Source organism: Rhizobium sp. ZW T2_16, from assembly GCF_044987325.1.
Classification (GTDB): Bacteria; Pseudomonadota; Alphaproteobacteria; order Rhizobiales; family Rhizobiaceae; genus Neorhizobium; species Neorhizobium cellulosilyticum.
Window position 1 is genome coordinate 123,142 of the sequence record NZ_JBJDRG010000003.1, and the last position, 25,176, is coordinate 148,317.

Genomic DNA, 25,176 nt, shown 5'->3' on the forward strand with positions numbered 1-25,176 from the left:
TCCTGGCCCGCAGAGGCCTTACGGACCGAGGGGCTGGCACCATCGGAACCGGCAGAGACGGAGACCGCGACCGATGAAGCGCTTTGAAATCATTGACGGAATGCGAGGGTACTTCCTCGTGTTCATGGTACTCAACCACCTTATCTTTGCTGGTGGATACCTGCTTGTAAAAATCAATCACAACCAGCTCGCCTTCGTGGAGGACGCTCAGGGTTTCGTATTCCTTTCCGGCCTGATGATCGGCATGGTTTACGCCCGCAAGATGATGAAGGCCGGATATGCGGCTGGTCGTTCGGCGATCTATAGCCGCGCGTTCGAGCTTTATCGTTATGCGATGGGCATCGTGATCGCGGTCATGGTGGCGCAGATGGTGCTGCCGGGCGCCTATTCGATCTGGTTCAACTGGTTGGGCTACACGACCTTCGACGATCCGCTGCGTCTCGCCGCGATCGCGACCTTCCTGTACCAGCCGACCTTCATGGACATTCTGCCGCAATACATCATCTACATGCTGTTTGCGCCAATGCTGATCAAGCTCGTGCTGGAAGACAAATGGCACTATGTGGTGGCCGCATCGATCATGCTGTGGATGGCCGGCCAGCTTGGCCTGCACCAGTTGCTCACCATCCCGCTCAACGAGCTGGTCATGGGTGCCGATGATCAGGGGCTGCGCGTTTCGTTCAACCTGTTCGGCTGGCAGATCGTGTTCTTCTCGGGTCTGGTGCTCGGCGCGCTGACGTCTTCGGGCAAGATCAACTGGGGTAATGTGCTGTCGCCCGACAACACCTTCATCCCCAAGGTGGCGCTGGTGCTGGTGCTGTTCTTCCTGCCGCTGCGCCTGATTACCGCCAATGAGCTGATGCCGCCGCACATGATCGGCAAGTTCGCCTCGATGGAAATCCGTGCAGATTTCGGTCCGGTCTATCTGTTGAACTTTGCGGCGATGGGTCTGCTCGTCACCTGGCTGATCGTTGCCGGCCCGAAGCACAAGGCGGCATGGGTTCGCGCGATTGCCTCGGCACTGACCTGGGTGTTCACTCTGCGTTTCCTGCGCCTGCTCGGCCGCCATTCGCTTTATGTCTATGTCTGGCACGTCGCCATCGTTTACTTCGTCTATTATTTCGACGGCCGTTCGCCGGAGCTGGACGAACTGACAAAAACGGCGATTGCGGTCGTTGCGGTTGGACTTCTTGCAATCCCGGCCGTCTGGCGGGAACGCGACAAGTATCTCGGCACCGCGGAGCCGGCACCGGCCAAGACCCGCGACCCGAAACCCGCCGCTTCCACCGGCCAGCAGCAGATGGTCGTGCGGTAAAGCTAAGCGCATGGAAAAATTGAAAAGGGCGGCCCGGGAGCCGCCCTTTTTTTATGGAAAGCGTTCCGCCTTCTTCAATGCGGAATAACCACCCGGTTGGTTGCCGCATCTGCATCGGCATCTTCCTTGCCGGCAAACCAGTTAGCGAGAAGCGCGCCGGAAATGTTGTGCCAGACGGAGAAGATGGCGCTCGGGACTGCGGCGAGCGGCGAGAAGTAGGCGGTGGCAAGGGCTGCACCCAGGCCGGAATTCTGCATGCCGACTTCGATTGCGAGCGCCTTGCGCTTGTAGAAATTGAGGCCGAGCGCCTTGGCGCCGAAATAACCAAGCAGATAACCTAGGCCGTTATGCAGCATGACGACGGCGAAGATCAGCAGGCCGGACTGGGCGATCGCGCCCTTCGATGCGCCGACAACAGCCGCGACGATCAGAATGATGCCGACGACGCTGACCAGCGGCAGAACCGGGATCGCGGCACGCACGAGGCCCGGGATCAGCTTCTGCGCCAGGAAACCGAGCGCCAGCGGCAGGATGATGACTTCGAGAATGCTGACGAACATCGCCCAGGCATCGACCGGCAGGTACTGGCTGGCAAACATCCAGACCAGAAACGGCGTGACAATGGGGGCCGCCAGCGTGGTGACGCTGGTGCAGGCAACTGACAGCGCGACATCGCCACGAGCAAGATAGGTCATGACGTTGGACGAGGTGCCGCCCGGGCAGCAGCCGACGAGGATGACGCCGGCGGCGACTTCCGGCGGCATCGGGATGATCTTCGTCAGCAGCAGCGCAAGTGCCGGCATGATGGCGAAATGGGCAACGACACCGATCGCCACTTCATAGGGGCGGCGGGCCAGTTCGCGGAAATCATCGACCGAGATGGTGAGGCCCATGCCGAACATGATGATGCCGAGAAGGGCGACGATCCACGGCGCCACTAGCTTGAATGTATCGGGAAAAAAGAAGCCGAGGACGGCGAAGAGGATGACCCAGATTGCGAAGGTCTTGCCAACGAAAGCTGAGAAGGTTGCCAAGGATTTCAAGAATGCACTCCCGAACGAAACAAAGTGTCCGCGGTCTAGTTCTCTCAAGCCCGGCGTCAAGGCCGATTTGACGAATATCAGTTCCCCATCCGTCCGTTTCGGCCCCGATTACCCGATCAGATCCCCTCCCCGTAGCCCGATTGCACGGCAGCGCTGATGGAGGAAACGAAGCGGCGGGTGCGCTCGTGTTCCGGTGCGCCGAAAACGCGATCGGCCGCCCCTTGTTCGACGACCTTGCCGGCTTCGAGGAAGACTGCATGATCGGCGACGCGGGAGGCGAGGCGCAGGTCGTGGGTGGCAATGACCATGGTCGTGCCTTCGGCTGCAAGCTTGCTGAGGACCTCGACGACTTCCGTCGCCAGTTCCGGATCAAGCGCCGAGGTGGGTTCGTCACAGAGCAGCACGCGCGGCGACATGGCGAGCGCGCGGGCGATCGCCACGCGCTGCTGCTGGCCGCCGGAAAGGGTCGAGGGCCATGAGTCGACCTTATGCGCCATGCCGACCTTGGTGAGCAGTTCACGCGCCCGGGCTTCTGCCCTCTCACGCGGCCATTTCAGCACCGTGACCAGGCCTTCCATGACGTTTTCGAGCGCCGTGCGGTGGGGGAAAAGCTGGAAGTTCTGGAACACCATGCCGGTCTGGCGGCGGATTTTTTGAACTGCATCCCAGCCGACCTTTTTGCCGGGAGCGAACTCGATTACCGCATCACCTAGGCGGATCGTGCCGGAGGTCGGGATTTCAAGCAGGTTGATGCAGCGGAGCAGGGTGCTCTTGCCGCCGCCGGACGGGCCGACGAGTGCGGTGACGCTGCCCTCGGCGACGTTGAGGCTGACATCGTCGATGACCTGCAGATCGCCAAAGTTCTTCTTGATATGGGAGAGCTCGATCATCGGTTGGCCTCCAGCATGCCGCCATATCTCGAAAAGCGCCTTTCCAATCTCACCTGCAGGGCCGACAGGACGGAGCTGAGCGCCAGATAGATGATGGCGGCCTGGATATAGAGGATCAGCGGTTCATAGGTGGTGGCGACGATGCGCTGGGCTGCCTGAAACAGTTCCGGCACGGTGATGGCGGCGGCAAGCGACGTATCCTTGACCAGCGAGATGAAGGTGTTGGAGAGCGGCGGCACGGCAACGCGGGCGGCCTGTGGCAGGATGGTGCGGGCCATGGCCTGACGCCAGTTCATGCCGATCGAATAGGCCGCTTCCCACTGGCCCTTGGGTACCGAGGCGATGACGGCACGGATGATTTCGGACGAATAGGCGCCGATATTGAGCGTGAAGCCGATCAGCGCCGCCGGGAAGGCATCGAGCAGGATGCCGACGCTGGGCAGGCCGTAAAAGATGACGAAAAGCTGGACGAGCAGCGGCGTGCCGCGAATGACCCAGACGTAGAACCTTGCGATCAGCACCAGCGGCTTCGGGCCGAACAGGCGGGTAACGGCGGTGATGAGACCGAGCGTCAGGCCGAAGGCGAAGGAGAGCAAGGTCAGCGGCACGGTGAATTTCACACCGGCCCAAAGCAGGGTCGGAAATGAATCCATCATCAGTTGAAGCCAATGCGGCACGGGCGAAGTCCTTACTCTCTAACGCTCTATGATCATTAACACGAAAACGCCCGGCCAAGGCCGGACGTTCGGGGTCAGCTTTCGCCAAATCCTAGCACGGTTCAAGTGCAGGAGGATCGGACGAATATCTCTCGCATATCTCTTACTTGGAGACGTCCTGACCGAAATATTTCTCGGAGATCGTCTTGTAGGTGCCGTCGGCCTTGATATCGGCCAGCGCCTTGTTGACCTCGGCCACCAGTTCGTCGTCACCCTTGCGCAGCAGGACGCCGGAATAGCTGGCTTCAGCCTGTTCGGCGACGATCTTGACCGGTGCGTCGGCCTTCTGCTTCTTGAAATCGAAGAAGGAAAGGCTGTCGTTCAGCGTCGCATCGGCCCGGCGGGTAAGAACCAGCTGGATCGACTGATCGAAACCATCGGTGCCGACGAGTTCGGCGCCTGCGGCCTCGGCCATCTTGCCGTAATTGCTGGTGAGCGACTGGGCGGCCTTCTTGCCCTTGAGGTCGGCAAAACCCTTGATATCGGTGTTGTCGTCACGGACGATCAGCACGGCCTTGGAGGCGATATAGGGTTCGGAGAAGGCGTATTTCTGCTTGCGGGCATCGGTGATGCCGACCTGGTTGATGACGGCGTCGTAACGATCCGCATCGATACCGGCGATCAGGCCATCCCACTTACCTTCGACGAACTGCGCCTTCACGCCGAGCTTCTTGGCAACCGCTTCGCCGATCTCGACATCGAAGCCCACGAGCTTGTTCGATGCGTCGTGGAAGGTGAAGGGGGCGTAGGTGCCTTCCGTGCCGATGCGGATGACGCCGGCCTTTTTGATCTTGTCGAGGTTTTCGCCGGCAAAGACCGGAGCGGCAAAAGCAGCCTGCACGAGCAGGGCGGCGGCAACAGCCTTGAGAGTGGTTTTGACGAGGTTCATTTCGGTATTCTCCAACGAATGAGTTGCCGTGGTGATCGCAGAAAATAGGCGCGTTGTGAGGAAAGAAAACCGCCGCCGAAAGCGGCAAATGCGAATATTTTTTGCGTCCTCCACGGGCGAATGCTCGAAATGCGGATTTGTCGCAGGGATTCAGGTGGCTCCATCAGGTGCGGTTGGGCTGTCGGTAGGAAGTCAGATTTTGGCGTCGGGTGCCTTGGGTGCTGGCTCATGAGACACTTATGTAACTCAAGCAGGATTTAACTGCCGCGCAATACCTCAACCCGAAAGCGTAAATAACTGAAACTCCCAATTTCTCATACTTTTATTTTGTCTTTCAGCAGGTTAAAACTTGATGATGATGTGATTGCAGGTGATAAGCGATGGCGCGAATAGAAGGCTTCCGTGTCCGAAATTATAAGGCGCTGCGGGATGTTACACTGGGCAGATTGTGGAACCAAAGAAATGAGGAGCCCTTAAGCCCACTTACAGCGGTTATTGGTCGAAACGGCGTTGGCAAAAGCACACTTTTTGATTCGTTTGGCTTTCTCTCCGACTGCTTGCGCCTTGGCGTGGAAGAGGCATGCGATGCGAGGGGACGAGGTGGATTTGAACGTATCCGCTCTCAGGGCGTCACAGAGCCGATTGAATTCAATATCTACTATAAGGAAGACAACCTCTATCCAGACCTATAACCTATGAGGTAGCGATCGATCTCGATAAAAACCGACGGCCGTATGTGGCACGCGAAAGGCTTCGCCAGCGTCGTCGGGGACAATCGTCAGGTTGGCCTTTCTCGTTTCTCATCCTTAACTCTGGAAGAGGACTTGCTTGGAAAGGCGAAAATCTGGGAGTTCAAGAGTCAGATCAAGAATATACTCTTGATGATCTGTTGGGATTGATTGACGATGATAGCTCAGAAGAAAAGGCTGAAACCGAGCTTGTTGAGCTTGATGATATAAGGCGCCTTGGAGTGGCAACGCTCGGCTCCTTAAAGCAACATCCACGAATTTCGGCTTTCCGCCGTTTCATTGAGGGCTGGCATCTTAGTTACTTTACGCCGGATGCCGCGAGAGGCTTGCCTATGGCCGGTCCACAGCGACATCTGAATGTTCATGGCGACAATTTAGGTAATGTTGTCCAATTTATGGAAAGGGAACACCCGCGCCTTTTCAAAGACGTTTTGAATAGAATTTCGTCAAAAATACCTGGAATAAAAAGGATCGACACCCACAAAACGGAAGACGGAAGATTATTACTTCGCTTCAATGATCAAGGCTTTAAAGATCCGTTTTTTGCTCACCAAATGTCTGACGGAACACTCAAGATATTCGCATATTTGCTGTTGCTGGAAGATCCCGAGCCGCCGCCATTTTTGTGTATCGAGGAGCCTGAAAATGGACTGTATCACAAATTACTCAGTGCATTGGCTTACGAATTTCGCGAACATGCAACAGGCAGAAAAAATAGCTCTCAGCTGTTTGTAACAACTCATCAACCTTATTTTGTCGATGCGCTTTCCCCACAAGAAGTGTGGGTAATGCGCAAAGGAACAGATGGGTTTTCCAACATCAACCGCGCAAGTCACAATAATATCGTGCGTAGCATGGTGAATGAAGGCCTTCCTTTGGGTGGGCTTTGGTACAGTGACTACTTGGACGCTCAGTGATGAAGCATTTTGAGTTTATGGTCGAAGACTCATCAGGAAAAGTGGCGCTAGAGAAAATTCTACCAAAACTTATTTCCCATGATACCACTTACAATATTCATTTTTATAAGGGCATTGGTAGAATCCCTTCCGGCCTTTCCGCATCCAGCGACCCGCAAAAGCGCATACTTCTTGATCAACTCCCTAGGATATTAAGAGGCTTAGGAAATGCATTCTCCAACGATCCGCCAGACTATAGGCGCTTCGCAGTAATAATCTGTGATCTTGACAATCGAGATTTAAAAGAATTCGAGAGCGAGCTGATTACCCTCGTAAACGCCTGCACCCCCAAGCCAACCACACTACTTTGCCTTGCTATAGAAGAGGGCGAAGCTTGGCTTCTAGGCGATCCAGATGCTGTCATGGAAGCCTACCCCAACGTAAACAGAGGCGAATTGATGCGTTACGAGCCTGATTCCATATGTGGGACTTGGGAATTCTTGGCTGATCTGACGATCAAGGGTGGCGCGCGGGCACTGAAGTCACTGGGCTATCAAGAGATCGGCAAAGCGAAGCACTCATGGGCAGAAAACATTGCCCCGCACATAGACGCAAACCGAAATAGATCGCCAAGTTTTCGTGATTTCGTTGCGAAGATTTCCGGTATCTAAATATGTCGAAGAGCTGCACACCACCTGCCCGTGTTTTACGGATCGCCCCTTAAAATCTCGCGTCCTTCTCCGTTTTTTTGGCAGCTGGCTTGATGGCGCCACACAGTTTCGCCAACGCGCGGAATCCCTTGTTCTTGCTTAGCAGAAGAAAGATAGTGCCTACCCTCGATATAGTAAAGTAAAAGATCAGATGATTTTGGTCCGCCGACCACTTCCTTTCCACCACATCAAACCGACGTCACGACATATTGCGCCCCCACGCTTCCGGTGCCATTACCAAACCCATGCAAAACCCCGCGATAAGACTGACGGCCAGGGGGCTGAAATTCCAATTGGTTGGACCGATCGAGCTTGAAGTCTCTGCGGGGCGGTGTCTCGCGGTAAGCGGGCCTTCGGGGGCGGGAAAGAGCCTGACATTGCGGATGATTGCCGATCTGGTGCCGCATGAGGGGGAGTGTTTTGTCGATGGGCTGGCGGCTTCTTCCATGACCGGGCCGGCATGGCGGCGGATGGTGCGGTATGTTTCTTCCGAACCCGGCTGGTGGGCGGCAACGGTTGGCGAGCATTTTGCCGATGCCAAGGCGCAGGCCGACGGCATGAAGCGGCTTTTTCTCGATGCCTCGCTGCTAGAGGCGCCGCCGGAGCGGCTTTCGACCGGGGAGCGGCAGCGGATGGCATTTTTGCGCGCGATCGAGGACCTGCCGAAAGTGCTTTTGCTGGACGAGCCGACTTCGGCGCTGGACCCGGCTTCCGTGAAGGCGGTGGAAGAGATCGTCAAAGAGTTGATGGCCGATGGATGCGCCGTGGTGCTGACCTCGCATGATCCGGAACAGGTGGAGCGGCTGGCCGACCATGTGATGACGCTTGCGAGGCCGCAATGAACGGTCTCGTCTTCGGCCCTTTCGAGCTGGCATTTGCGGCGTTGCTGGTTCTGGTCAACGCGGTGTTGTCAGTGGCTTTCAGCCTCGGCATTCACCGGTCCATCCTGATCGCGGCGCTGCGAATGGTGGCGCAGCTTCTGCTGGTCGGTTTCGTGCTGGGTTTCATCTTTACCAGCGCCGACCATTGGCTGAGCCTTCTGGTTCTTTTCGCGATGCTGGTGGCAGCGACTTTCGAAGTGGGGTCACGGCAGCGCAAGAAGCTGATCGGCTTCTGGCATTACGGGCTTTCCGGCATTGCGGTCTCCGGCGGCACGATGCTGATCGCGGCCTTTGCGCTGATGACGGTGGCGGGATCGGAAGACTGGACTGCACCAAGGATCGTCATTCCGATCTTCGGCATCATTTTAGGCTCGGCGATGAGCGCCAGCAGCATCGCGCTCAACAACATTTTCGAAGGCGTGTCTTCCCAGCGGGCAGCCATCGAGGCGCAGCTTTCGCTCGGGCGCACGCGCCGAGAGGCGATGGCGCCGTTGATGCAGCGGGCGATCTATGCCGGCACGCTGCCGGTGCTGAACCAGATGGCGGGCGCCGGGCTGATCACGCTGCCCGGCATCATGAGCGGGCAGATATTGGCCGGGGCCAATCCGCTAATTGCGGCGCAATCTCAGATCTTTCTGATGCTGCTCCTCTGCGCCGCCTCGACGGCCAGCGTGGTGACTGCGGTCTGGCTCGCCGCCAAAAGCCTGAGCGACGAGCGGGAGCGGCTGAGGCTCGACCGGTTCAGGGTGAAGAAGGGCTGAACCTCGCATCAGGAGCGGCCTTGAGGCACGATCAGGTCTCGGCACTTCACGTGAATTGAAGGGTCTTTCCAGCCCAATGGCTTGGGCTGGCTGGATTCCTGTGACAGGCACAGGAGTGAGGGAAGAGGCCCGTGGCCTCAAGCCGCCTTGCCGACTTCGGCATAGGGGGTGAAGCGCTCGTAGAAGGTTTCGCTCCTGGCGGCCATGTCCTTCAGGAGCGGGGTCGGGGCGAAGTGATCGCCGTATTGTGACGCCAGTTTTTCGGCCAGCGCGACGAAGGTTTTTACGCCCATGCCGTCTATATAGCTCAGCGTGCCGCCCGTGTAAGGCGCGAAGCCGAAGCCGAGGATCGAGCCGACATCGGCTTCTCTGGGGTCGGTGACGATACCTTCTTCCACTGTGCGGGCGGCTTCCAGGGCTATCGTGACGAGGAACCGCTGCTTGAGGGTTTCAACGTCGATTTCTGATGCCGGTTTCTGGGGATAGAGGTCCTTGAGGCCGGGCCAGAGGGACTTTTTGGCCGGTTTGGCCGGGTAATCGTAAAAACCCTGGCCGTTCTTGCGGCCGCGGCGATCCAGCACGTCGACCATCTTGTCGATCAGGTCCATATGCTCGGGCTTGACCGAGTTAGGGCCGAGATCGGCGATCGAGGCCTTCATGATCTTCTGGGAGAGATCGACGGCGACTTCGTCGTTGAGCGAGAGCGGGCCGACCGGCATGCCGGCCATCTTGGCAGCATTCTCGATCATTGCGGCCGGCACGCCCTCAGTGAGCATGTCATAGGCCTCGTTGATATAACGGAAGACGCAGCGGTTGACGAAGAAGCCGCGGGTATCGTTGACGACGATCGGGGTCTTCTTGATTTTCGCGACGAAATCCAGCGCGACCGCCAGCGCCTTGTCGCCGGTGTCTTTGCCGAGGATGACTTCCGTGAGCATCATCTTTTCCACCGGCGAGAAGAAATGCACGCCGATGAACTGGTCCGGGCGTTTCGAATTTTCCGCAAGGCCGGTGATCGGCAGGGTGGAGGTGTTGGAGGCGAAGACGGTGGTGGCGGGGATGACGGCCTCGATCTGTTCGATGACGGCCTTCTTCACCGCACGATCTTCGAAGACGGCTTCGATGACGAGGTCGGCATCCGAGAGGGTTGCGTAATCGGGCGTGGGGGTGACGAGCGAGAGGAGCTTTTCGCCCTCCTCCTTCGTCATGCGGCCCTTGGCAATGCTGTCTGCCACCAGTTTTTCCGAGACGGACTTGCCCTTGTCGGCTGCGGCCTGATCGCGATCGATGAGGACGACAGGGATGCCGGCGGCGGCGGTGACATAGGCGATCGAGGCGCCCATGAAGCCGGCGCCGACGACGCCGACCTTTCTGAACTCGCTCTTTTCCACACCGGCCGGGCGGCGGGCGCCCTTGCCGAGTTCCTGCATGGAGATGAACAGCGAACGGATCATCGAGAAGGCTTCGGTGGTCTGCAGAACTTGCGTGAAATAGCGCTGCTCGACCTTCAGGGCCGTATCGAAGGGAAGCTGCAGGCCTTCATAGACGCATTTGAGGATGGCGAGCGCGCCGGGATAATTGCCGGCGGTTTCGCGGCGCAGGATTGCCGGGGCTGCGGGCCAGAGCTGGGCAGCCTGGGGTGTCCAGACGCCGCCGCCGGGGGCCTTGAAGCCTTTTTCGTCCCAGGGGGCGACGGGCTTGAGGCCGTCCTTGATCATCTGTTTTGCGGCGGTGATCAGCTGATCGGGTTCGACCACCTGATGGACGAGGCCCATGGCCTTGGCGCGCGCAGGCGCAAGCGACTGGCCTGTCGTCATCATCTGCAGGGCGGACTGGGCATCGGTGAGGCGCGACACGCGCTGGGTGCCACCGGCGCCGGGGAAAATGCCGACCTTGACTTCGGGCAGCGCCAGCTTGACCGATTTCGAATTGGAGACGACGCGGCCGTGGCAGGCGAGCGACAGTTCCAACGCGCCGCCCATGCAGGTGCCGTTGATGGCGGAGACCCAGGGCTTGCCGCTGGTTTCGATGGCGCGGAACAACCAGCTCATGCGGCCGGCGGCATCGAAGAGTTTTTGGGCGGCGGCCTGCGGGTCTCTGGCGCGCTCGTCCTGAAGCATGGAGAACATGCCGCGGATCATGGTCAGGTCCGCGCCGCCGGAGAAGGTGGACTTTCCGGAAGTGAAGACGACGCCCTTGATGGCAGCGTCCTCGACGGTCTGTTTGAGGATCGCCTCGAGTTCGTCCATGACTTCGACGGTGAAGACGTTCATCGACTTGCCGGGCATGTCCCAAGTGATGAGGGCGATGCCATCTGCGTCGGTTTCGACGGTGAAATTGGTGTAGGTGCTCATGGTGGGATTTCCTCTTCCCTGAAATCTGGCCTGAAATTCTGGCGGTTGGGCCCCTCCCCCTTGTGGGGAGGGGTTGGGGAGGGGATCTTCATTGTCGTGAGACCCCTCCCGCCTGCCGGCCACCCTCCCCACAAGGGGGAGGGTTAAGACCCTCTCAAACCCGCTCGATCACCGTCGCCGTGCCCATGCCGGCGCCGATGCAGAGGGTGACCAGTGCGGTGTTCAGGTCGCGGCGTTCCAGTTCGTCGAGAACGGTGCCGAGGATCATCGCGCCGGTGGCGCCGAGGGGGTGGCCCATGGCGATGGCGCCGCCGTTGACGTTCATGATGTCGTGGCTGATATCGAAAGCCTGCATGTAGCGCAGGACCACGGCGGCGAAGGCTTCGTTGAGTTCGAACAGATCGATATCGGAAATCTTCATGCCGGTGCGGGCGAGAAGCTTTTCGGTGACGTCAACCGGGCCGGTCAGCATCAAAGCCGGGTCGGAGCCGATATTGGCGAAAGCGCGGATACGGGCACGCGGCTTGATGCCCATGCTCTCGCCACCCGCTTTCGAGCCGATCAGGACGGCAGCAGCGCCATCGACTATGCCCGACGAGTTGCCGGCATGGTGGACATAGTTGATCTTCTCGATTTCCGGATGGGCCTGAATGCCGACGGCTTCGAAGCCGCCCATTTCGCCCGGCATCTGGAAGGAGGCGTTGAGGGAAGCGAGCGCCTGCATGTCGGTTCCCGGACGCATGTGCTCATCGCGGTCGAGGATGATCAGGCCGTTCTGGTCTTTTACGGGAATGACGGAGTTGTTGAAGTAGCCGGCATCCCAAGCTTTTCCGGCGCGTCTCTGGCTTTCGACGGCATAGGCATCGACGTCATCGCGGGAAAAACCGTATTTGGTAGCGATCAGATCGGCCGAGACGCCCTGGGGCATGAAATAAGCCGGGAAGTTGACCGAAGGATCCATGTACCAGGCGCCGCCGGACATGCCCATGCCGACGCGGGACATCGATTCGATACCACCGGCGATGACGATGTCGTCCGAACCGGCGGCGATCTTGCCGGCGCCGAAATTGATGGCGTCGAGGCCCGAGGCGCAGAAACGGGAGATCTGCATGCCGGGGGCTTTGGTCGAATATCCGGCCTCGAAAGCGGCGGCCTTGGGGATGACGGCGCCACTATCCATCACCGGATCGACGCAGCCCATAATAATATCGTCGACGGTTGCCGTATCGAGATTGTTCCGGTCGCGGATGGCTTCCAGCGTTTTGGCGGCGAGGCGGACGGAGGGGACCTCGTGCAGGCTGCCATCCTTCTTGCCGCGACCGCGCGGCGTGCGCACGTGATCGTAAATGAAGACTTCGGTCATGGTGTTGTCTCTCCCGTTTTCCCTTTCAGGGCGGCACTTCGGAGCGCCTTGTCCTTAGAAATGGTTCAGAATGCTTCCGCAGCCAGTTCCATCACACTGTCGCTGCCCGCCTCGATGCGCACCTTGCGCAACGCAGTTTCCGGCATGATCTTTTCCATATAGAAACGCGCGGTCACCAGCTTGTTCTTCAGATACTCCTCGCGCGGGTCACCACTACCAAGCTTTTCCTGAGCGGTTTTTGCCATCCTGGCCCACATATAGCCCAAGGTCACGAGGCCGAAGAGGTGCATGTAATCGGTAGAGCCAGCGCCGGCATTGTCCGGCTTGGCCATGGCGTTCTGCATGAACCACATGGTTGCGGCCTGCAGGTCGTTGAGGCCCTTCTTCAACGCCTTGGTATAGGGAGCCATCGTTTCGTCGGCGCGGTTTTCCTCGCAGAAATCGCCGATTTCCTTGAACATGGCCATAACGGCGCGGCCGCCGTTTAAGGCCAGTTTGCGGCCAACCAGGTCGAGCGCCTGGATGCCGTTCGCGCCTTCGTAGATCATGGTGATACGGGCATCGCGGACATACTGGCTCATGCCGTGTTCCTCGATGTAGCCGTGACCGCCGAAAACCTGCTGGGCCATGACGGCGTGGTCGAAACCCTTGTCGGTCAGCACGCCTTTGAGGATCGGCGTGGCGAGGCCGAGAAGGTCGTCGGCGTTCTGGCGTTCGGCCTCATCCGGCGAGCGGTGGGCGATGTCGGATTTCAGCGCCGTCCAGAGCAGGAAGGCGCGGCCGGCTTCGTTGAACGACCTGATCGTCATCAGCGAACGGCGGATATCCGGGTGGACGATGATCGGATCGGCCTTCTTGTCCGGGGCCTTGGCGCCGGAGAGCGAACGGCCCTGGATGCGCTCGTTGGCGTAAGCCACGGCGTTCTGGTAGGCGGTCTCGGCGATCGACAGGCCCTGCAGGCCGACGCCGAGGCGGGCCTCGTTCATCATCACGAACATGGCCGACAGGCCCTTGTTCTCCGCGCCGATCAGGTAACCGGTGGCATCATCATAGTTCATGACGCAGGTGGAATTGCCGTGGATGCCCATCTTTTCTTCGAGTGCGCCACAGGTGACGCCGTTGCGGGCGCCGAGCGAACCGTCTTCGCCGACCATGAATTTCGGCACGATGAACAGCGAGATGCCTTTGGTTCCTTCCGGTGCGCCTTCGATGCGGGCGAGAACCAGATGGATGATGTTGTCGGTCATGCCGTGTTCGCCGGCGGAGATGAAGATCTTCTGGCCGGAGATCCTGTAGGAACCATCACCCTGCGGCACGGCCTTGGTACGCAGAAGACCGAGATCGGTGCCGCAATGGGGTTCGGTGAGGTTCATGGTGCCAGACCATGTGCCCTCGACCATTTTCGGCAGATAGGTGGCCTTCTGCTCATCCGAACCATGGACAAGGATGGCGGCGATCGCGCCCTGGGTCAGGCCCGGATACATCATCAGCGACATGTTGGCCGACGACATGTATTCGCCGACAGCGGCGTGCAGCGTATAGGGAAGCCCCTGCCCTCCGAATTCTTCCGGCACGGCCAGACCGATCCAGCCGCCCTGGCAATATTGATCGTATGCTTGCTTGAAACCCTTCGGTACGGTGACCGAGCCATCATCCCTTCGGCTGCAGCCTTCCTGATCGCCTGACAGATTGAGCGGAAACAGTGCTTCCTCAGCCACCTTTGCCGCTTCACCGAGGATCGCCTCGATCATGTCCGGCGAGGCATCGGCGAAACCGGGCAGGTTGCCATAGCGCTCAAGGCCCAGAACATCGTTGAGAATAAAAAGCGTATCAGTGGTCGGGGCCTTATAGATTGGCATCGATGAGCATCCTCCCTGTCATCTTCATCGGCAGCACCACTCCTTCTGCGCTTCGTTTCCGAAAGCGTCCCGATCAAGGGCCGCTGCGCTGACACTGCCAATTCTTGCATTCGTCATTTAATTGACGTGCGCGTAAACGTCAATTGGTACTCACACGCAATTTATGAGGCACAGGCTCCGAGATAGGGCGGGCAGGTGCGAAGTCAGCCGCGGCATAAATATTAGAATGTTGTGAAATAATTAAAATCTGGAGCACCTTTAACGGGTTGTTTACCATGTTTGCAGAGATAGTAGGCGATCTGACGGTTCGGTGCGTTTGCTTCGAAAAGCGTTCAAACCGTCACAATGGCAAGTCTTGCGTAAGGTTTCTCTAATATTCAGTTTTACTCATGGAGGAATACCTCCGGGGGAAACGTTCAGAGTCGGACCGGCAGGATCAACGTCGAAACGAGCGAGCACATGAACGGATCACGATCGGCACATCCCCGTCACGGCGACCGAGACCGCTCGTCGCTGGATGCGCTGAGCCGCACAATCGAGGGACTGGAAGCACGCATCCAGGGCCTGATGGCGGGTGGACGCGCGCCATCGCAGACACCGATCCAAGCACAGGTAGTCGCACCGCAAAGAGCCATTGACGACAATCGACAGCCGCGTATGCCGGCCGGGCCTGATCCGCGTGCGAAGGCGAGCCCCGTCGATGCGGGCTACGCGGAGCGTGCGCGCGACCCGCTGGCGGAAATCCGCGAGCGGCAGCGCATGCTCGAACAGGCAGGCCAGAGCAGCCGCCGTTTTGAAAACAGTGCAGCAATGCCTGCAGCACCCGCTCGCACCGAACAGCGCACCGGCACCCGCCGCGAAGACATTCGCCAGCCGGCGGTTGCCACGCGCGTGGCCGAGGCCAACCAGCGCCGCGCCGACATTCGTGAATTTACCGAGACGCTTTCCGGCCTGAGGCATGATCTCAAGCGCGACATTTCCGAAGGCGTATCGCACGAGATGCGGGCGCTGAAGGATGAAGTGCGTGCGATCCGCGCCCAGGCAGAGGACTCGCGTTTCACGCAGGATGTGCAGGCGGACCTTGCACGGCTGGCCCAGGGCATCGACCAGCTTGCGATGCAATCCGCTCCAGGCGCTTCGGGCTTGCGTTCCGAATTCGAGGATTTGCGGACCGTCATGGACGGGCTTGCCCGGCAGGAATCGCTGCGGCAGATGCAGGACCAGTGGGTAGGGCTGGAAGAACGCCTTCAGGACGCCGACACGAGTGCGCTGCGCGAAGAACTGGTGGCGCTTGCCTACCGGGTCGACGAAATTCGCAACCAGCTCGGCGTGATGGCGGACAGCCCGACCATTCGCGCGCTGGAACAGAAGCTGCTGGCGCTTGCCGGCATGATGGAACAGCTCGGCTCTCGCATGAAGCCGAATGACGCGGCGATCACCGAACAGTTCAGCCAGTTGGACCACAGGCTGGACGAGATCAGCCGCGCAATTGCCGCCAATTCCCGAGCCAGCGCTGCCAATGCGCAGGACGAGCTTGCGATGCAGCGGCTGCAAGACCGGCTTGAAGACCGGCTGGCCGGGCTGATGGAACAGGTGGAAACGATCGGCCGCTATACTGCCGACCAGAGCGCCACCGACGGTCTTTCCATGCGGATCGAGCTGCTCGCCGGCAAAATCGAAGACATGGCCGAGGAGCAGGCAACGGCACAGCTGCAGGAGCGTATCGAACAGCTTTCGGTGCTGGTGCAGCAGATGCATGTTCCCGGCCAGCAGGAAGACGTCACCAACTACCTTTCCGACATTTCGCGCAAGATCGATGCGCTGGACACGAGTTTTGGCGCCGAGGGGCTTGGCGAGCGGCTCGATTATCTGTCGCACCGGGTTGAGGAGATGGAACAGCAGCCGCGGCCCCTGCATGCCGATGACGGCGCTTTCGTGCGGATCGAGGACAGGCTTAGCGCGATTGCAGCGCAACTGGACGAGGCAACATCCGCTCCACGCAATGACGACGAGGCGCTGCGCGGGCTGGAAGCCCAGATTGCCAATCTTTCGACGCTGATTTCGCAGCCGAGCAGTACGCCCGCCGCATGGCCGCCGGAATTCGACAGCCGCATGGCGGCGATCGAAGGCTATATGGCGACCAATGACGAATATATCGTCGAGGCCGCCCGGCAGGCGGCCGAAGCGGTGGTCGAGGCCTATTCACGTAATCTGAGTGCCGGCGCGCCCGGCACAAGCGGAGACATGGCGGCACTTGCAGCCCTTGCCGACGACCTGAAGCATCTCGAAGAGCTGACGCGCGGTTCCGAAAGCCGGACACACCAGACGTTCGAGGCACTGCACGGCACGCTGGTGCAGATCGCCGAACGGCTGGACCAGCTGGAAGGCCAGTTTGCGACTGCGCCTGCCGTGTCCTATCGAAACGAAGAGCCTGTTCGCCAGCCGGCCTTTGCGGCTGCGCCGATCCAGCGCGACATGCCGGTGGCGCGCGAGGCGGCACCCGTTGCGATGCCGCCCGTTTCAGCCGAAGCGGATCGTGAACTGGCCAACCTCGACATGCCGCGCACGGAAGCCCGGTTGAGAGAGACCAGCGCGATCGGTTCCACCATGGCCGATCATGTTCCGGCGATGCTCTTGCCGGTCGATGCCGAGACGGACATTGAGGACGAAGAAAAGCCTGCGAAGAAGAGCCTGCTCGGCGGGCTGGCCAAGCGCCTTCTCCCCGGCTCGAAGCAGGACAAGCCTGCCAAGGCACGCACCTTCGTCGACCCGACGCCATCGATCGATCCTTCGGCAGACGATGCCGTGGTTGCCGGCGACATGCTGGAGAGCGAAGGCGAAAACGACCTTCTGGAGCCGGGTTCAGGTGCACCAGACGTTCGCAAGATCCTCGAGCGGGTGAGAGCCAGCCAGGCAGCGGGAGAATTCGGCAGCGAGCGGGGTGGCGATCGCACAGGCGACCGCGCCGACTATATTGCTGCTGCCCGCCGGGCCGCAAAGGCCGCCGCGCAGGAGGCCGATCCTTCCCAGATGGGCTCGCTTGCAAAGGCCAAACCCGCCAAGGCGAAGCCTGATATCGGCAAGGCAGAGAAGGAAAAGGGCGCATCGGCCTTTTCGCGCCATCGCCGGCCGATCCTGATGGCAGTCGGCGCCGTGCTTCTGGCGCTGATGGCAATGCCGCTGATCAAGACCGTGACGAGCGGCAGCCCGGCACCGCAGGTAGCTTCGGTCGAGCAGCCGGTGATTGCGGCCGCTCCCGAGGCAAGCGCGCCGACGCCTGCCGCTCTGGTTCCGCAGACGCCGGCGGCTTCCGAGGCTCCGGTCTTACCGCAGAGCGCTGCGCCCGAGATAACTGCTCCGCCGGTGGAGCAAATGGCAAATACACCCGAGGCTGCAGCGCCGCAGGCAAGCGATTCGGATGTGGTTGCGGAAGCTCCGGCGGAAGACCTGCCGGCGGCACCGATCGCACCGGTCGAACACGCCTCGATCGCCGTGCCTGCCGGTATCGAGCCACAATCGATGGCCGATGCGGCAGCGGCCGGTGACGCCAATGCGCTGTTTGAAATCGGTGCACGCTTCAGCGACGGCCGCGGAGTTACGACCGATCTCGGCGAAGCCGCCAAGTGGTACAAGCTTGCAGCCGATCGCGGTCTTGCGCCGGCTCAGTATCGGATGGGCAACCTTCTGGAGAAGGGAACCGGCGTCGAGCGCAATCTCGGCGAGGCGATTTCCTATTATCGTCAGGCGGCGCAGGCGGGTAATGCCAGCGCGATGCACAATCTCGCGGTTCTTTACGCTTCGGGGGCTGCCGGCCAGCCGGACTATGCGGCGGCCGTCGAGTGGTTCCGCAAGGCAAGCGAGCACGGCGTTGCCGATAGCCAGTTCAACCTCGCGATCCTCTATGCCCGCGGCAACGGCGTGCGCCAAGATCTCGAAGAGAGCTACAAGTGGTTCGGCGTAGCTGCCAGGGGTGGCGATACGGACGCTGCCGCCAAGCAGGAAGAGGTGGGCAAGGCGATGCGCAAGGAGCAGCTGGAAAGCGCTCGCGCCAAGCTGAATGCCTGGACCGCCAAGCCGCTCGACCCGAATGCCAATGCAGTTAACATTCCGGACGAATGGGTTTCCGGCAAGAAACTGACCACTGCATCGATCGACATGACCAAGGCGATCCGCAACATCCAGGCCATTCTCAACAAGAACGGTTTCGATGCCGGCACGCCGGACGGCAAGATGGGCGCCAAGACGGTTGCGGCGATCAAGGCGTTCCAGAGTTCGATCGGCCAGGAGCCGACCGGCAAGGTGGACGACGCGATGGTGCGTGAACTTCTCAAGCGGAATGGATAAGCTCCAGTCGCCGGACCGGAGACGGCATGTCCGTTTTCGGTCCGGCTTTTTTGGTGCGCCCACGCATATCTCCAATCACGACTAAAACGACCGGGTTTGCGGTGACGCGGCATATTCGCCACGCCGCTGAGAAAACGGCCGAATCAAAGGCTTGCGATACCCTGACGCGCCCATGCGGGTTTGACAGCCTGACGCCTGCGCAGGCATGTGGAGCAGACATCTTCATGCCTTGTTCACCCGGCATGTGAGACACTTTCCCACCACCTCATCAGACAAGCGAGAAATCGCCTGCTGGACGAGGTTGTTCTGTTTCGCCTTGTCGGGGTCAACCGTGACGATCTACCTGCCCATAGCAGAGCTTTCGGTGAATATTTTCATCATCCTCGGCATGGGTGCGGCCGTCGGTTTCCTGTCCGGCATGTTCGGCGTCGGCGGCGGGTTTCTGATCACGCCGCTCCTGATCTTCTACAATATTCCGCCCGTCGTTGCGGTCGCGACCGGGGCGAACCAGGTGGTCGCGTCCTCGGTTTCCGGCGCGATCACGCATTTCCGGCGCGGCACGCTGGACATGAAGCTCGGCACGGTGCTGCTTGTCGGCGGTCTTGTCGGGGCGACGGTCGGCGTGTGGATCTTCTCGTGGCTGCGCAGCATCGGCCAGCTCGACCTGTTCATCTCGCTTCTCTACGTCGTGCTTCTGACGACGATCGGCCTTTTGATGCTGCAGGAAAGCCTGCGCGCCATGCGAAAGGCGAAGCTCAACCAGCCGCTTCCCTTGAAGCGTCCCGGCCAGCATAACTGGGTGCACCGGCTGCCGCTGAAGATGCGGTTCAAGAAGTCGAGGATCTATCTTTCGGCCATTCCGGTGGTGACGCTCGGTTTCCTGATCGGCATCCTCACCTCGATCATGGGTGTCGGCGGTGGCTTCATCATGGTGCCGGCGATGATCTATCTGTTGCGCATCCCGACCAATGTCGTTGTCGGGACGTCGCTGTTTCAGATCATCTTCGTCACCGCCTATACGACCATGGTGCAGGCGGCGACCAACTATTCCGTCGATATCGTGCTTGCCTTCATCCTGATGGTGGCGGGTGTTATCGGCGCACAGTACGGCGTACGCGTCGGGCAGAAGCTGCGCGGCGAACAGCTGCGCGCTCTTCTGGCGCTGCTGGTTCTGGCGGTCGGCATCCGACTTGCCGTCGGCCTGTTCATCCGCCCGCAGGATCTCTATTCGGTTGCAGTCGGAGGGATCGGTTACTGATGTTTTGCCGTCTCGCCCTCCTCTTCTCGCTGCTGCTGATCCCTGCGACCAACGGATTTGCGCAAATCCCGATGGGCGAGGCTTCGACCGCCAAGGAAGGGCTCGATATCGGGGTTTCGACCAACGAGATCGCGATCGCCTCGGATTTTCGCGGGGCCGACCTAACCGTGTTCGGGGCGATGACAAATCCGGACGAACTACTGCTCGCGATCGGCAGCTATGACATCATCGTCACGCTTGAAGGCCCGCGCGACTATGCCACCGTGCGCAAGAAGGAGCGCATCTTCGGCGTCTGGGTGAACACGGATTCGATGATCTTCGAGCAGGTGCCGGAAAGCTATTCGATCGCCAGCACCCGCCAGCTCGACGACCCCACACAATTGCCGCCGATCAATACGGCGGGTGTCGGCATCGAACATCTGGCGCTCAATCCGATCGGCTATATCCGCGATGTCGGCGAGCTTTCCGATTTCCGCGAGGCTTATCGACGACTGAAGCTGGCTGGAGGCCTTTACCAGAAGGAAGCGAGCGGCGTTCGTTTCGTCTCATCCAGTCTGTTCCGCGCCTCGCTCAGGCTGCCGGCCAATGTTCCGGACGGGGTGCATATCGTGCGCGCCTATCTGTTCAAGAGCGGTACGCTGCTGACCCAGCGCGAAATTCCGCTCCGGGTGGTCAAGACCGGCCTCGAACAGGCGATCACCGACACCGCTCATAACCAGCCGTTTGCCTATGGCCTGCTCTGCGTGCTGATTGCGCTGGTAACCGGCTGGGGTGCCAGCATCGTCTTCCGCAAGGATTGATCACCTCCGACCTGTTGCCGCCGTCTTTGCTTCGGCGAAACCTACACTAGTTAGCGATCGATATCGCAAACCCAGACTGCCCAAGATGTTGAAACGCCTCCTCGACCGCCTGCCAGATCGATTGCCCGATTGGCGCCACCTGCTGCATCCGACCCAATTGCGCATATTGATCAGGCGCAGCGAATTCGGCCTGATCGCGATGGCGGCTGTGGTCGGCGTGCTTGCCGGGCTTGCGGTGGCGGCGATGAGTTTCATCGCCCATGAGGTCCAGGTGCTGATCTTCGGGATCGGTCCCGACGAGAGGCTTAGCGCGGCAACCTCGCTCGATCCGATGGTGGTGCTCTGGGCACCGGCCGCAGGCGGCGTGGTGATGGGGATCGTGTTCCTGATCCTAAAGAAGTGGCGCAAAAAGCCGATGGTCGACCCGATCGAGGCCAACGCGCTGCATGGTGGCCGGTTGTCGCTGACGGACAGTATCGTGGTTGCGGTACAGAACCTGATCTCCAACGGTTTTGGCGCCTCGATAGGACTGGAGGCAGGCTATACGCAGCTTTCGTCCGGTATCGCCTCGAAGATCGGTCTCATTTTGCAATTGCGCCGCTCGGACATGCGCATTCTCGTTGGCTGCGGGGCGGCAGGCGCAATCGCTTCGGCGTTCAACGCACCACTGACGGGCTCTTTCTACGCTTTCGAGCTGATCATCGGCACCTATACGATTGTCAGCCTTGCGCCGGTGGTCGTCGCGGCACTGGCCGCGACCTTCGTGACACGGCTTTTCGTCGGCGACGAATTCATGATCGATATCGGCGAGATCGGCACGGTCGTTCCGGCAGACTATCTTCCAGCCGTCATGCTCGGGATTGTGTGTGCGGGCTGCGGCATCCTGCTGATGAAAGGTGTCTCGAAGGTTGAGGAGCAGGCGCGCAAAAGCTCGATCTCCCCCGTCTTCCGTCCCGCGCTCGGAGGACTGATCGTGGGGCTGCTGGCGCTGATCGATACGCGGGTGCTTTCGGCCGGACACGGCGCGCTGCACGAAAGCCTCAACCAGCACATGGCGATCGGGGCGGTGATCGGACTTCTGCTGCTCAAGTCCGTTGCATCGGCAATCACCATCGGCGCCGGCTTCCGTGGCGGCCTGTTCTTCGCCTCGCTGTTTTTAGGCGCGCTTATCGGAAAACTGTTTGCCTATTCGACGCCGTTCCTGTTTGCCCATGCAACGCTGACGCCGGTCATCTATGCGGTGGTCGGCATGAGCGCGATGGCAGTGGCGGTGATCGGCGGACCGCTGACGATGACGTTTCTGGCGCTGGAAGTGACCGGCGACTTTCCTATCACCGCGCTGGCGCTTGCGGCGGTCATCACGTCATCGGTCGTTGTGCGCACCAGCTTCGGCTACTCGTTCGCGACGTGGCGTTTTCACCTGCGCGGCGAAGGAATCAGAAGCGCGCATGATATCGGCTGGATCCGCAACCTGACGGTGGACAAGCTGATGCGCTCCGATGTGAAGACGGCGCAGGCGGGAATGACGCTCGACGAGTTCCGCAAGGATTTTCCGATCGGTTCAACCCAGCGCGTGATCGTAATCGACGAGACCGAAAAATATGTCGGGATCATTCTTACCCCGGAAGTCTATTCGGCAGCGACCGAGGGCGGCGAGGAGAAACCAGAGCTCTCCTCTTTCATCCGCTACAAGAACGACGTGCTGCTTCGAAGCATGAATGCCAAGCAGGCGGCTGCAATGTTCGACCGGACGGAGGCGGAAGCGCTGGCGGTGGTGAACAACCAGATCGAGCGCAAGGTGGTCGGGCAGCTTTCCGAAAGCCACACGCTGCGGCGTTATACGGAAGAGCTGGACCGGCGGCGGCGCGAAATGTCAGGCGAGATTTAGAGGCAGGCTGAAGCGAAGCCGGAACTCCGCCCCAACCTTTGCACATGATTACATGGCCGGGAGGATGACGATGTCGCGCACCTCGTTTTCGGTGCCGGTGATCGGGCCGATTTCGGTGGCCGCACCGGTCTCAAGATTGACGGTATAGAGCGTCTTGTTTGCGGCCAGATAAGCAGTATTCTTGCCGCCGTCCTCACCGTGGATGTCGAAGGCGTATGTTGCCGGCATCTGCTTGATGCCCAGCTTGCCGATCGCCTTCAGGGTGCCGTCATTCGGCTTGGTCTGTTGGATCAATGCGCCGATGGTGGCATCGATATTGTACATCGCCGTCTTTTCGGGTTTGCCGATCGAATTGGTGTAGGACGCCGCGACGATGTTCGGGGTTTCGCCCTTGTGCATATCGCCCTCTTCAAAAGCCAGAGCACGATCGACCGTGACTGCTCCGGTATCCGGGTGGACACGATGGTTGGTGGTGCCGGTCATGAAGCGCAGACGGTCGGCCATCGGGTTGAAGTCGACGACGACCGGCGCTTGCGTCATGGCCAGCATCTTGTCCATCTTGGCGACTTCCGTGGCCGCGCCGGTTTCAAGGTTGATCGAGACGATCGCGTGATCGGGCGTGACGCCGATGACCGTCTTGTTGCCGGGGCGGAAATCGATGCCGACCAGCTTGTCGACGCCGGTGACATCCATGGTCTTGGTCACTTCCGGCTTTGCGGTGTCGAACATGACGAGCGTCTTGTCACCGGTGAGGCCGAGGACCGGGGCCGCCATTGCAGCGGCAGCAGACGCGGCAAGCATGGTGGACGCGACGAGCGCGGTGCGAAGGGTTTTCATTTTGTCTCTCCCGTTGTGTTTCCAGCATGATGAAGAGCGGTAGGGCACACGGCCTCTGAAGCACTCCCGATGTGTAGACACATGGCGGGACGCCTTTGGATGCAGCCGTTGAAAATATTTATTTGCCGCGCATCCATTTCCGCATCGGGCGTGTCTTCCATATGCAGTCTCAGGATGACTGCGGGAAACGTGAAACTCTGGACGAGCGCATGTCCGTCGCTAAAACTGCAGAGATGGAATATTCGCAACTGCGCGATTATTCGGGGAGAGAGGACAGCCTGGCCTTGGTGACAGACCAATCGACGGACTTCAAGGCGGCGCTTGCCGCCTGCGCCAAGGGCGACCGGCGCGGGTTGCGCGACATATTCGATGCAGAGGCCGGCCGGCTGGTGACGGTGGCACAGCGGATCGTCAAACGCCGTGAGCTTGCCGAAGAAGTCGTGCAGGAAGCGTTCATTCGCATCTGGACACATGCGCATCAGTACAGGCCAGAGCAAGGGTCGGCGCGCGGCTGGATCTACGCGATCGTGCGCAACCGGGCGCTCAACATGCTGAGAGACGGGAGCCGGGAAGACCTGATCACGGAAGATCAACTGGAGACCATTCAGGACGCCGAGCAACTGGAACAGATCATGGCGGCGTGGCACAGGCTCGACCATAACAGCCGGCTGAAAGAGTGCCTTGGCCGCCTGGAAGAGACGAGACGGCGCGGCATATTGATGGCCTATGTGAGCGGATATACCCACGGGGAAATTGCCGGTCGGCTGAAACTTCCGCTCGGCACGGCGAAGTCTTGGATAAGGCGCGGACTCCTGACGCTGCGGGAGTGCATGGCATGAAGTTCGCTACCGAAAATGTTGCCCATATCGCCGACGAATATGTGCTTGGTCTGCTGAGCGAAACAGACGTGGCGGAGGTGGAAAACGAGATCGAGCGCAATGCCACGCTTGCCACAGCCGTTGCGGAAGCGCGCGAGCGATTTTTGCCACTCGACACCAATGTCGATCCGGCCGCCGTGTCTCCGGTTCTGTGGCAAGCCATCGAGGCCCGGCTGCCGGAACAGGCCGCGGTGGAGGTGCCATCCATCGCCTCCGTTTCGCCGAGAGTTCCGACAGCGGGTAATGACAATGTTCGCTCCGGCTGGCGGTCGGCGGCGATTTCAGCGATTGCCGCCTCGCTGATCCTGGCCGTGGGTCTGGTGTGGAGCGTGACGCGCACGATCGAGCCGCTGGTCGTAGCAGTGCTTGTCAACGAGGCCGGCGAGGTTCAGGCGGTGGTCGAGGATTTCGGAAACGATACGGCCAGCATCCGGCTTCTGGCGGATTTCAGTGTGCCCGAGGACAAGACGATGCAGGTCTGGACGCTTCCTTCGCGTGAGATGGGGCCAATGTCGCTCGGCCTGCTGGAAGATGCTCATTCCGCACGGCTGAGCGGGTCGACGCTGCCGAAGCCGCAGGATGCGCAGCTTTACGAAATCACGCTGGAACAGGCCGGGGGATCGCCGACCGGGCGACCGACCGGGCCCATCCTAGCCAAGGGGTTTGCCAAGCTGGCGCGTTGACACCGTGCTGCCGGAAAGGCGCAACCCCTGCCTTGGGATAATTGCGTGGTCGATTTGCCCGA

20 protein-coding genes are annotated in these 25,176 nt (G+C 60.0%); 12 read left to right on the forward strand and 8 right to left on the reverse strand.

What is annotated here, in order from left to right; translation table 11 throughout:
* The first annotated feature begins 73 nt into the window (after positions 1-73).
* Complete coding sequence (locus ACI3K0_RS10515) at positions 74-1,315, forward strand: OpgC domain-containing protein (protein WP_148144442.1); 1,242 nt, start codon at positions 74-76, stop codon at positions 1,313-1,315.
* A 74-nt stretch (positions 1,316-1,389) separates the two neighbouring features.
* Here ACI3K0_RS10515 and ACI3K0_RS10520 read toward each other — a convergent pair whose 3' ends face one another.
* The 4 genes from ACI3K0_RS10520 to ACI3K0_RS10535 form a co-directional block, all read right to left on the reverse strand.
* Positions 1,390-2,358 (reverse strand): bile acid:sodium symporter family protein, encoded by a 969-nt coding sequence (locus tag ACI3K0_RS10520; protein WP_404945310.1) that lies wholly within the window; start codon positions 2,356-2,358, stop codon positions 1,390-1,392.
* Positions 2,359-2,474: 116 nt separating this feature from the next.
* On the reverse strand, positions 2,475-3,248 hold the full coding sequence (locus ACI3K0_RS10525; protein ID WP_404945311.1) for an amino acid ABC transporter ATP-binding protein: 774 nt from the start codon (positions 3,246-3,248) through the stop codon (positions 2,475-2,477).
* Positions 3,245-3,925, reverse strand: a complete 681-nt coding sequence (locus ACI3K0_RS10530; protein WP_404945312.1) for an amino acid ABC transporter permease — start codon at positions 3,923-3,925, stop codon at positions 3,245-3,247. Before ACI3K0_RS10530 ends, ACI3K0_RS10525 begins: the two co-directional genes overlap by 4 nt.
* 142 nt (positions 3,926-4,067) lie before the next feature.
* Complete coding sequence (locus ACI3K0_RS10535; protein WP_206825069.1) at positions 4,068-4,853, reverse strand: amino acid ABC transporter substrate-binding protein; 786 nt, start codon at positions 4,851-4,853, stop codon at positions 4,068-4,070.
* A 380-nt stretch (positions 4,854-5,233) separates the two neighbouring features.
* Here ACI3K0_RS10535 and ACI3K0_RS10540 point away from each other — a divergent pair, with 380 nt between their 5' ends.
* The 5 genes from ACI3K0_RS10540 (at position 5,234) to ACI3K0_RS10560 (ending at position 8,850) form a co-directional block, all read left to right on the forward strand.
* Positions 5,234-5,545, forward strand: a complete 312-nt coding sequence (locus tag ACI3K0_RS10540) for an AAA family ATPase (protein ID WP_404945313.1) — start codon at positions 5,234-5,236, stop codon at positions 5,543-5,545.
* A gap of 44 nt (positions 5,546-5,589) precedes the next feature.
* On the forward strand, positions 5,590-6,519 hold the full coding sequence (locus tag ACI3K0_RS10545; protein ID WP_404945314.1) for an AAA family ATPase: 930 nt from the start codon (positions 5,590-5,592) through the stop codon (positions 6,517-6,519).
* Positions 6,519-7,169: a DUF4276 family protein gene (locus ACI3K0_RS10550; RefSeq protein ID WP_404945315.1), complete on the forward strand. Its 651-nt coding sequence runs from the start codon at positions 6,519-6,521 to the stop codon at positions 7,167-7,169. The genes ACI3K0_RS10545 and ACI3K0_RS10550 overlap by 1 nt, the downstream gene beginning before the upstream one ends.
* Positions 7,170-7,501: 332 nt before the next feature.
* Positions 7,502-8,050 (forward strand): ATP-binding cassette domain-containing protein, encoded by a 549-nt coding sequence (locus tag ACI3K0_RS10555; protein ID WP_404945316.1) that lies wholly within the window; start codon positions 7,502-7,504, stop codon positions 8,048-8,050.
* Entirely contained in the window at positions 8,047-8,850 is an 804-nt protein-coding gene (locus tag ACI3K0_RS10560; protein ID WP_404945317.1) for an ABC transporter permease, read from the forward strand. The genes ACI3K0_RS10555 and ACI3K0_RS10560 overlap by 4 nt, the downstream gene beginning before the upstream one ends.
* Before the next feature lie 137 nt (positions 8,851-8,987).
* Here ACI3K0_RS10560 and ACI3K0_RS10565 read toward each other — a convergent pair whose 3' ends face one another.
* The 3 genes from ACI3K0_RS10565 to ACI3K0_RS10575 all read right to left on the reverse strand — a co-directional run bounded on the left by ACI3K0_RS10565 (position 8,988) and on the right by ACI3K0_RS10575 (position 14,426).
* On the reverse strand, positions 8,988-11,204 hold the full coding sequence (locus ACI3K0_RS10565; RefSeq protein ID WP_404945318.1) for an FAD-dependent oxidoreductase: 2,217 nt from the start codon (positions 11,202-11,204) through the stop codon (positions 8,988-8,990).
* A gap of 154 nt (positions 11,205-11,358) precedes the next feature.
* Positions 11,359-12,567, reverse strand: coding sequence for an acetyl-CoA C-acetyltransferase (locus tag ACI3K0_RS10570; protein ID WP_183823411.1), 1,209 nt, complete (start codon positions 12,565-12,567; stop codon positions 11,359-11,361).
* Between the two features lie 65 nt (positions 12,568-12,632).
* Positions 12,633-14,426, reverse strand: a complete 1,794-nt coding sequence (locus ACI3K0_RS10575; protein ID WP_183823413.1) for an acyl-CoA dehydrogenase C-terminal domain-containing protein — start codon at positions 14,424-14,426, stop codon at positions 12,633-12,635.
* 459 nt (positions 14,427-14,885) lie between these two features.
* On the opposite strand from ACI3K0_RS10575, the gene ACI3K0_RS10580 reads away from it, so the two are divergent.
* The 4 genes from ACI3K0_RS10580 (at position 14,886) to ACI3K0_RS10595 (ending at position 22,716) form a co-directional block, all read left to right on the forward strand.
* Positions 14,886-18,770 (forward strand): peptidoglycan-binding protein, encoded by a 3,885-nt coding sequence (locus ACI3K0_RS10580; protein ID WP_404945319.1) that lies wholly within the window; start codon positions 14,886-14,888, stop codon positions 18,768-18,770.
* Positions 18,771-19,101: 331 nt separating this feature from the next.
* Entirely contained in the window at positions 19,102-20,028 is a 927-nt protein-coding gene (locus ACI3K0_RS10585; protein ID WP_148148286.1) for a sulfite exporter TauE/SafE family protein, read from the forward strand.
* On the forward strand, positions 20,028-20,828 hold the full coding sequence (locus ACI3K0_RS10590; protein ID WP_183823417.1) for a TIGR02186 family protein: 801 nt from the start codon (positions 20,028-20,030) through the stop codon (positions 20,826-20,828). The genes ACI3K0_RS10585 and ACI3K0_RS10590 overlap by 1 nt, the downstream gene beginning before the upstream one ends.
* An 85-nt stretch (positions 20,829-20,913) precedes the next feature.
* Positions 20,914-22,716 (forward strand): chloride channel protein, encoded by a 1,803-nt coding sequence (locus ACI3K0_RS10595; RefSeq protein WP_183823419.1) that lies wholly within the window; start codon positions 20,914-20,916, stop codon positions 22,714-22,716.
* A gap of 48 nt (positions 22,717-22,764) precedes the next feature.
* Here ACI3K0_RS10595 and ACI3K0_RS10600 read toward each other — a convergent pair whose 3' ends face one another.
* Positions 22,765-23,553 carry a DUF4394 domain-containing protein gene (locus ACI3K0_RS10600; protein WP_183823421.1) on the reverse strand — a complete coding sequence of 263 codons (789 nt, stop codon included), beginning with the start codon at positions 23,551-23,553 and terminating at the stop codon, positions 22,765-22,767.
* A 287-nt stretch (positions 23,554-23,840) separates the two neighbouring features.
* Here ACI3K0_RS10600 and ACI3K0_RS10605 point away from each other — a divergent pair, with 287 nt between their 5' ends.
* Both ACI3K0_RS10605 and ACI3K0_RS10610 read left to right on the forward strand, forming a co-directional pair.
* Complete coding sequence (locus tag ACI3K0_RS10605; protein ID WP_343062449.1) at positions 23,841-24,392, forward strand: sigma-70 family RNA polymerase sigma factor; 552 nt, start codon at positions 23,841-23,843, stop codon at positions 24,390-24,392.
* The gene (locus ACI3K0_RS10610) at positions 24,389-25,114 is read left to right on the forward strand and encodes an anti-sigma factor domain-containing protein (RefSeq protein ID WP_183823423.1); all 726 of its coding nucleotides are present in this window, start codon (positions 24,389-24,391) and stop codon (positions 25,112-25,114) included. The genes ACI3K0_RS10605 and ACI3K0_RS10610 overlap by 4 nt, the downstream gene beginning before the upstream one ends.
* The last annotated feature ends 62 nt before the right edge of the window (positions 25,115-25,176 follow it).

Bases quoted from the DNA above. Each gene is read 5' to 3' on its own strand.
- ACI3K0_RS10515 (WP_148144442.1), top strand. From the start codon at position 74: ATGAAGCGCTTTGAAATCATTGACGGAATGCGAGGGTACTTCCTCGTG.
- ACI3K0_RS10575 (WP_183823413.1), bottom strand. From the start codon at position 14,426: ATGCCAATCTATAAGGCCCCGACCACTGATACGCTTTTTATTCTCAAC.
- ACI3K0_RS10580 (WP_404945319.1), top strand. From the start codon at position 14,886: ATGAACGGATCACGATCGGCACATCCCCGTCACGGCGACCGAGACCGC.
- ACI3K0_RS10600 (WP_183823421.1), bottom strand. From the start codon at position 23,553: ATGAAAACCCTTCGCACCGCGCTCGTCGCGTCCACCATGCTTGCCGCG.
- ACI3K0_RS10570 (WP_183823411.1), bottom strand. From the start codon at position 12,567: ATGACCGAAGTCTTCATTTACGATCACGTGCGCACGCCGCGCGGTCGC.
- ACI3K0_RS10535 (WP_206825069.1), bottom strand. From the start codon at position 4,853: ATGAACCTCGTCAAAACCACTCTCAAGGCTGTTGCCGCCGCCCTGCTC.
- ACI3K0_RS10595 (WP_183823419.1), top strand. From the start codon at position 20,914: ATGTTGAAACGCCTCCTCGACCGCCTGCCAGATCGATTGCCCGATTGG.
- ACI3K0_RS10565 (WP_404945318.1), bottom strand. From the start codon at position 11,204: ATGAGCACCTACACCAATTTCACCGTCGAAACCGACGCAGATGGCATC.
- ACI3K0_RS10540 (WP_404945313.1), top strand. From the start codon at position 5,234: ATGGCGCGAATAGAAGGCTTCCGTGTCCGAAATTATAAGGCGCTGCGG.
- ACI3K0_RS10550 (WP_404945315.1), top strand. From the start codon at position 6,519: ATGAAGCATTTTGAGTTTATGGTCGAAGACTCATCAGGAAAAGTGGCG.
- ACI3K0_RS10610 (WP_183823423.1), top strand. From the start codon at position 24,389: ATGAAGTTCGCTACCGAAAATGTTGCCCATATCGCCGACGAATATGTG.
- ACI3K0_RS10525 (WP_404945311.1), bottom strand. From the start codon at position 3,248: ATGATCGAGCTCTCCCATATCAAGAAGAACTTTGGCGATCTGCAGGTC.
- ACI3K0_RS10590 (WP_183823417.1), top strand. From the start codon at position 20,028: ATGTTTTGCCGTCTCGCCCTCCTCTTCTCGCTGCTGCTGATCCCTGCG.
- ACI3K0_RS10560 (WP_404945317.1), top strand. From the start codon at position 8,047: ATGAACGGTCTCGTCTTCGGCCCTTTCGAGCTGGCATTTGCGGCGTTG.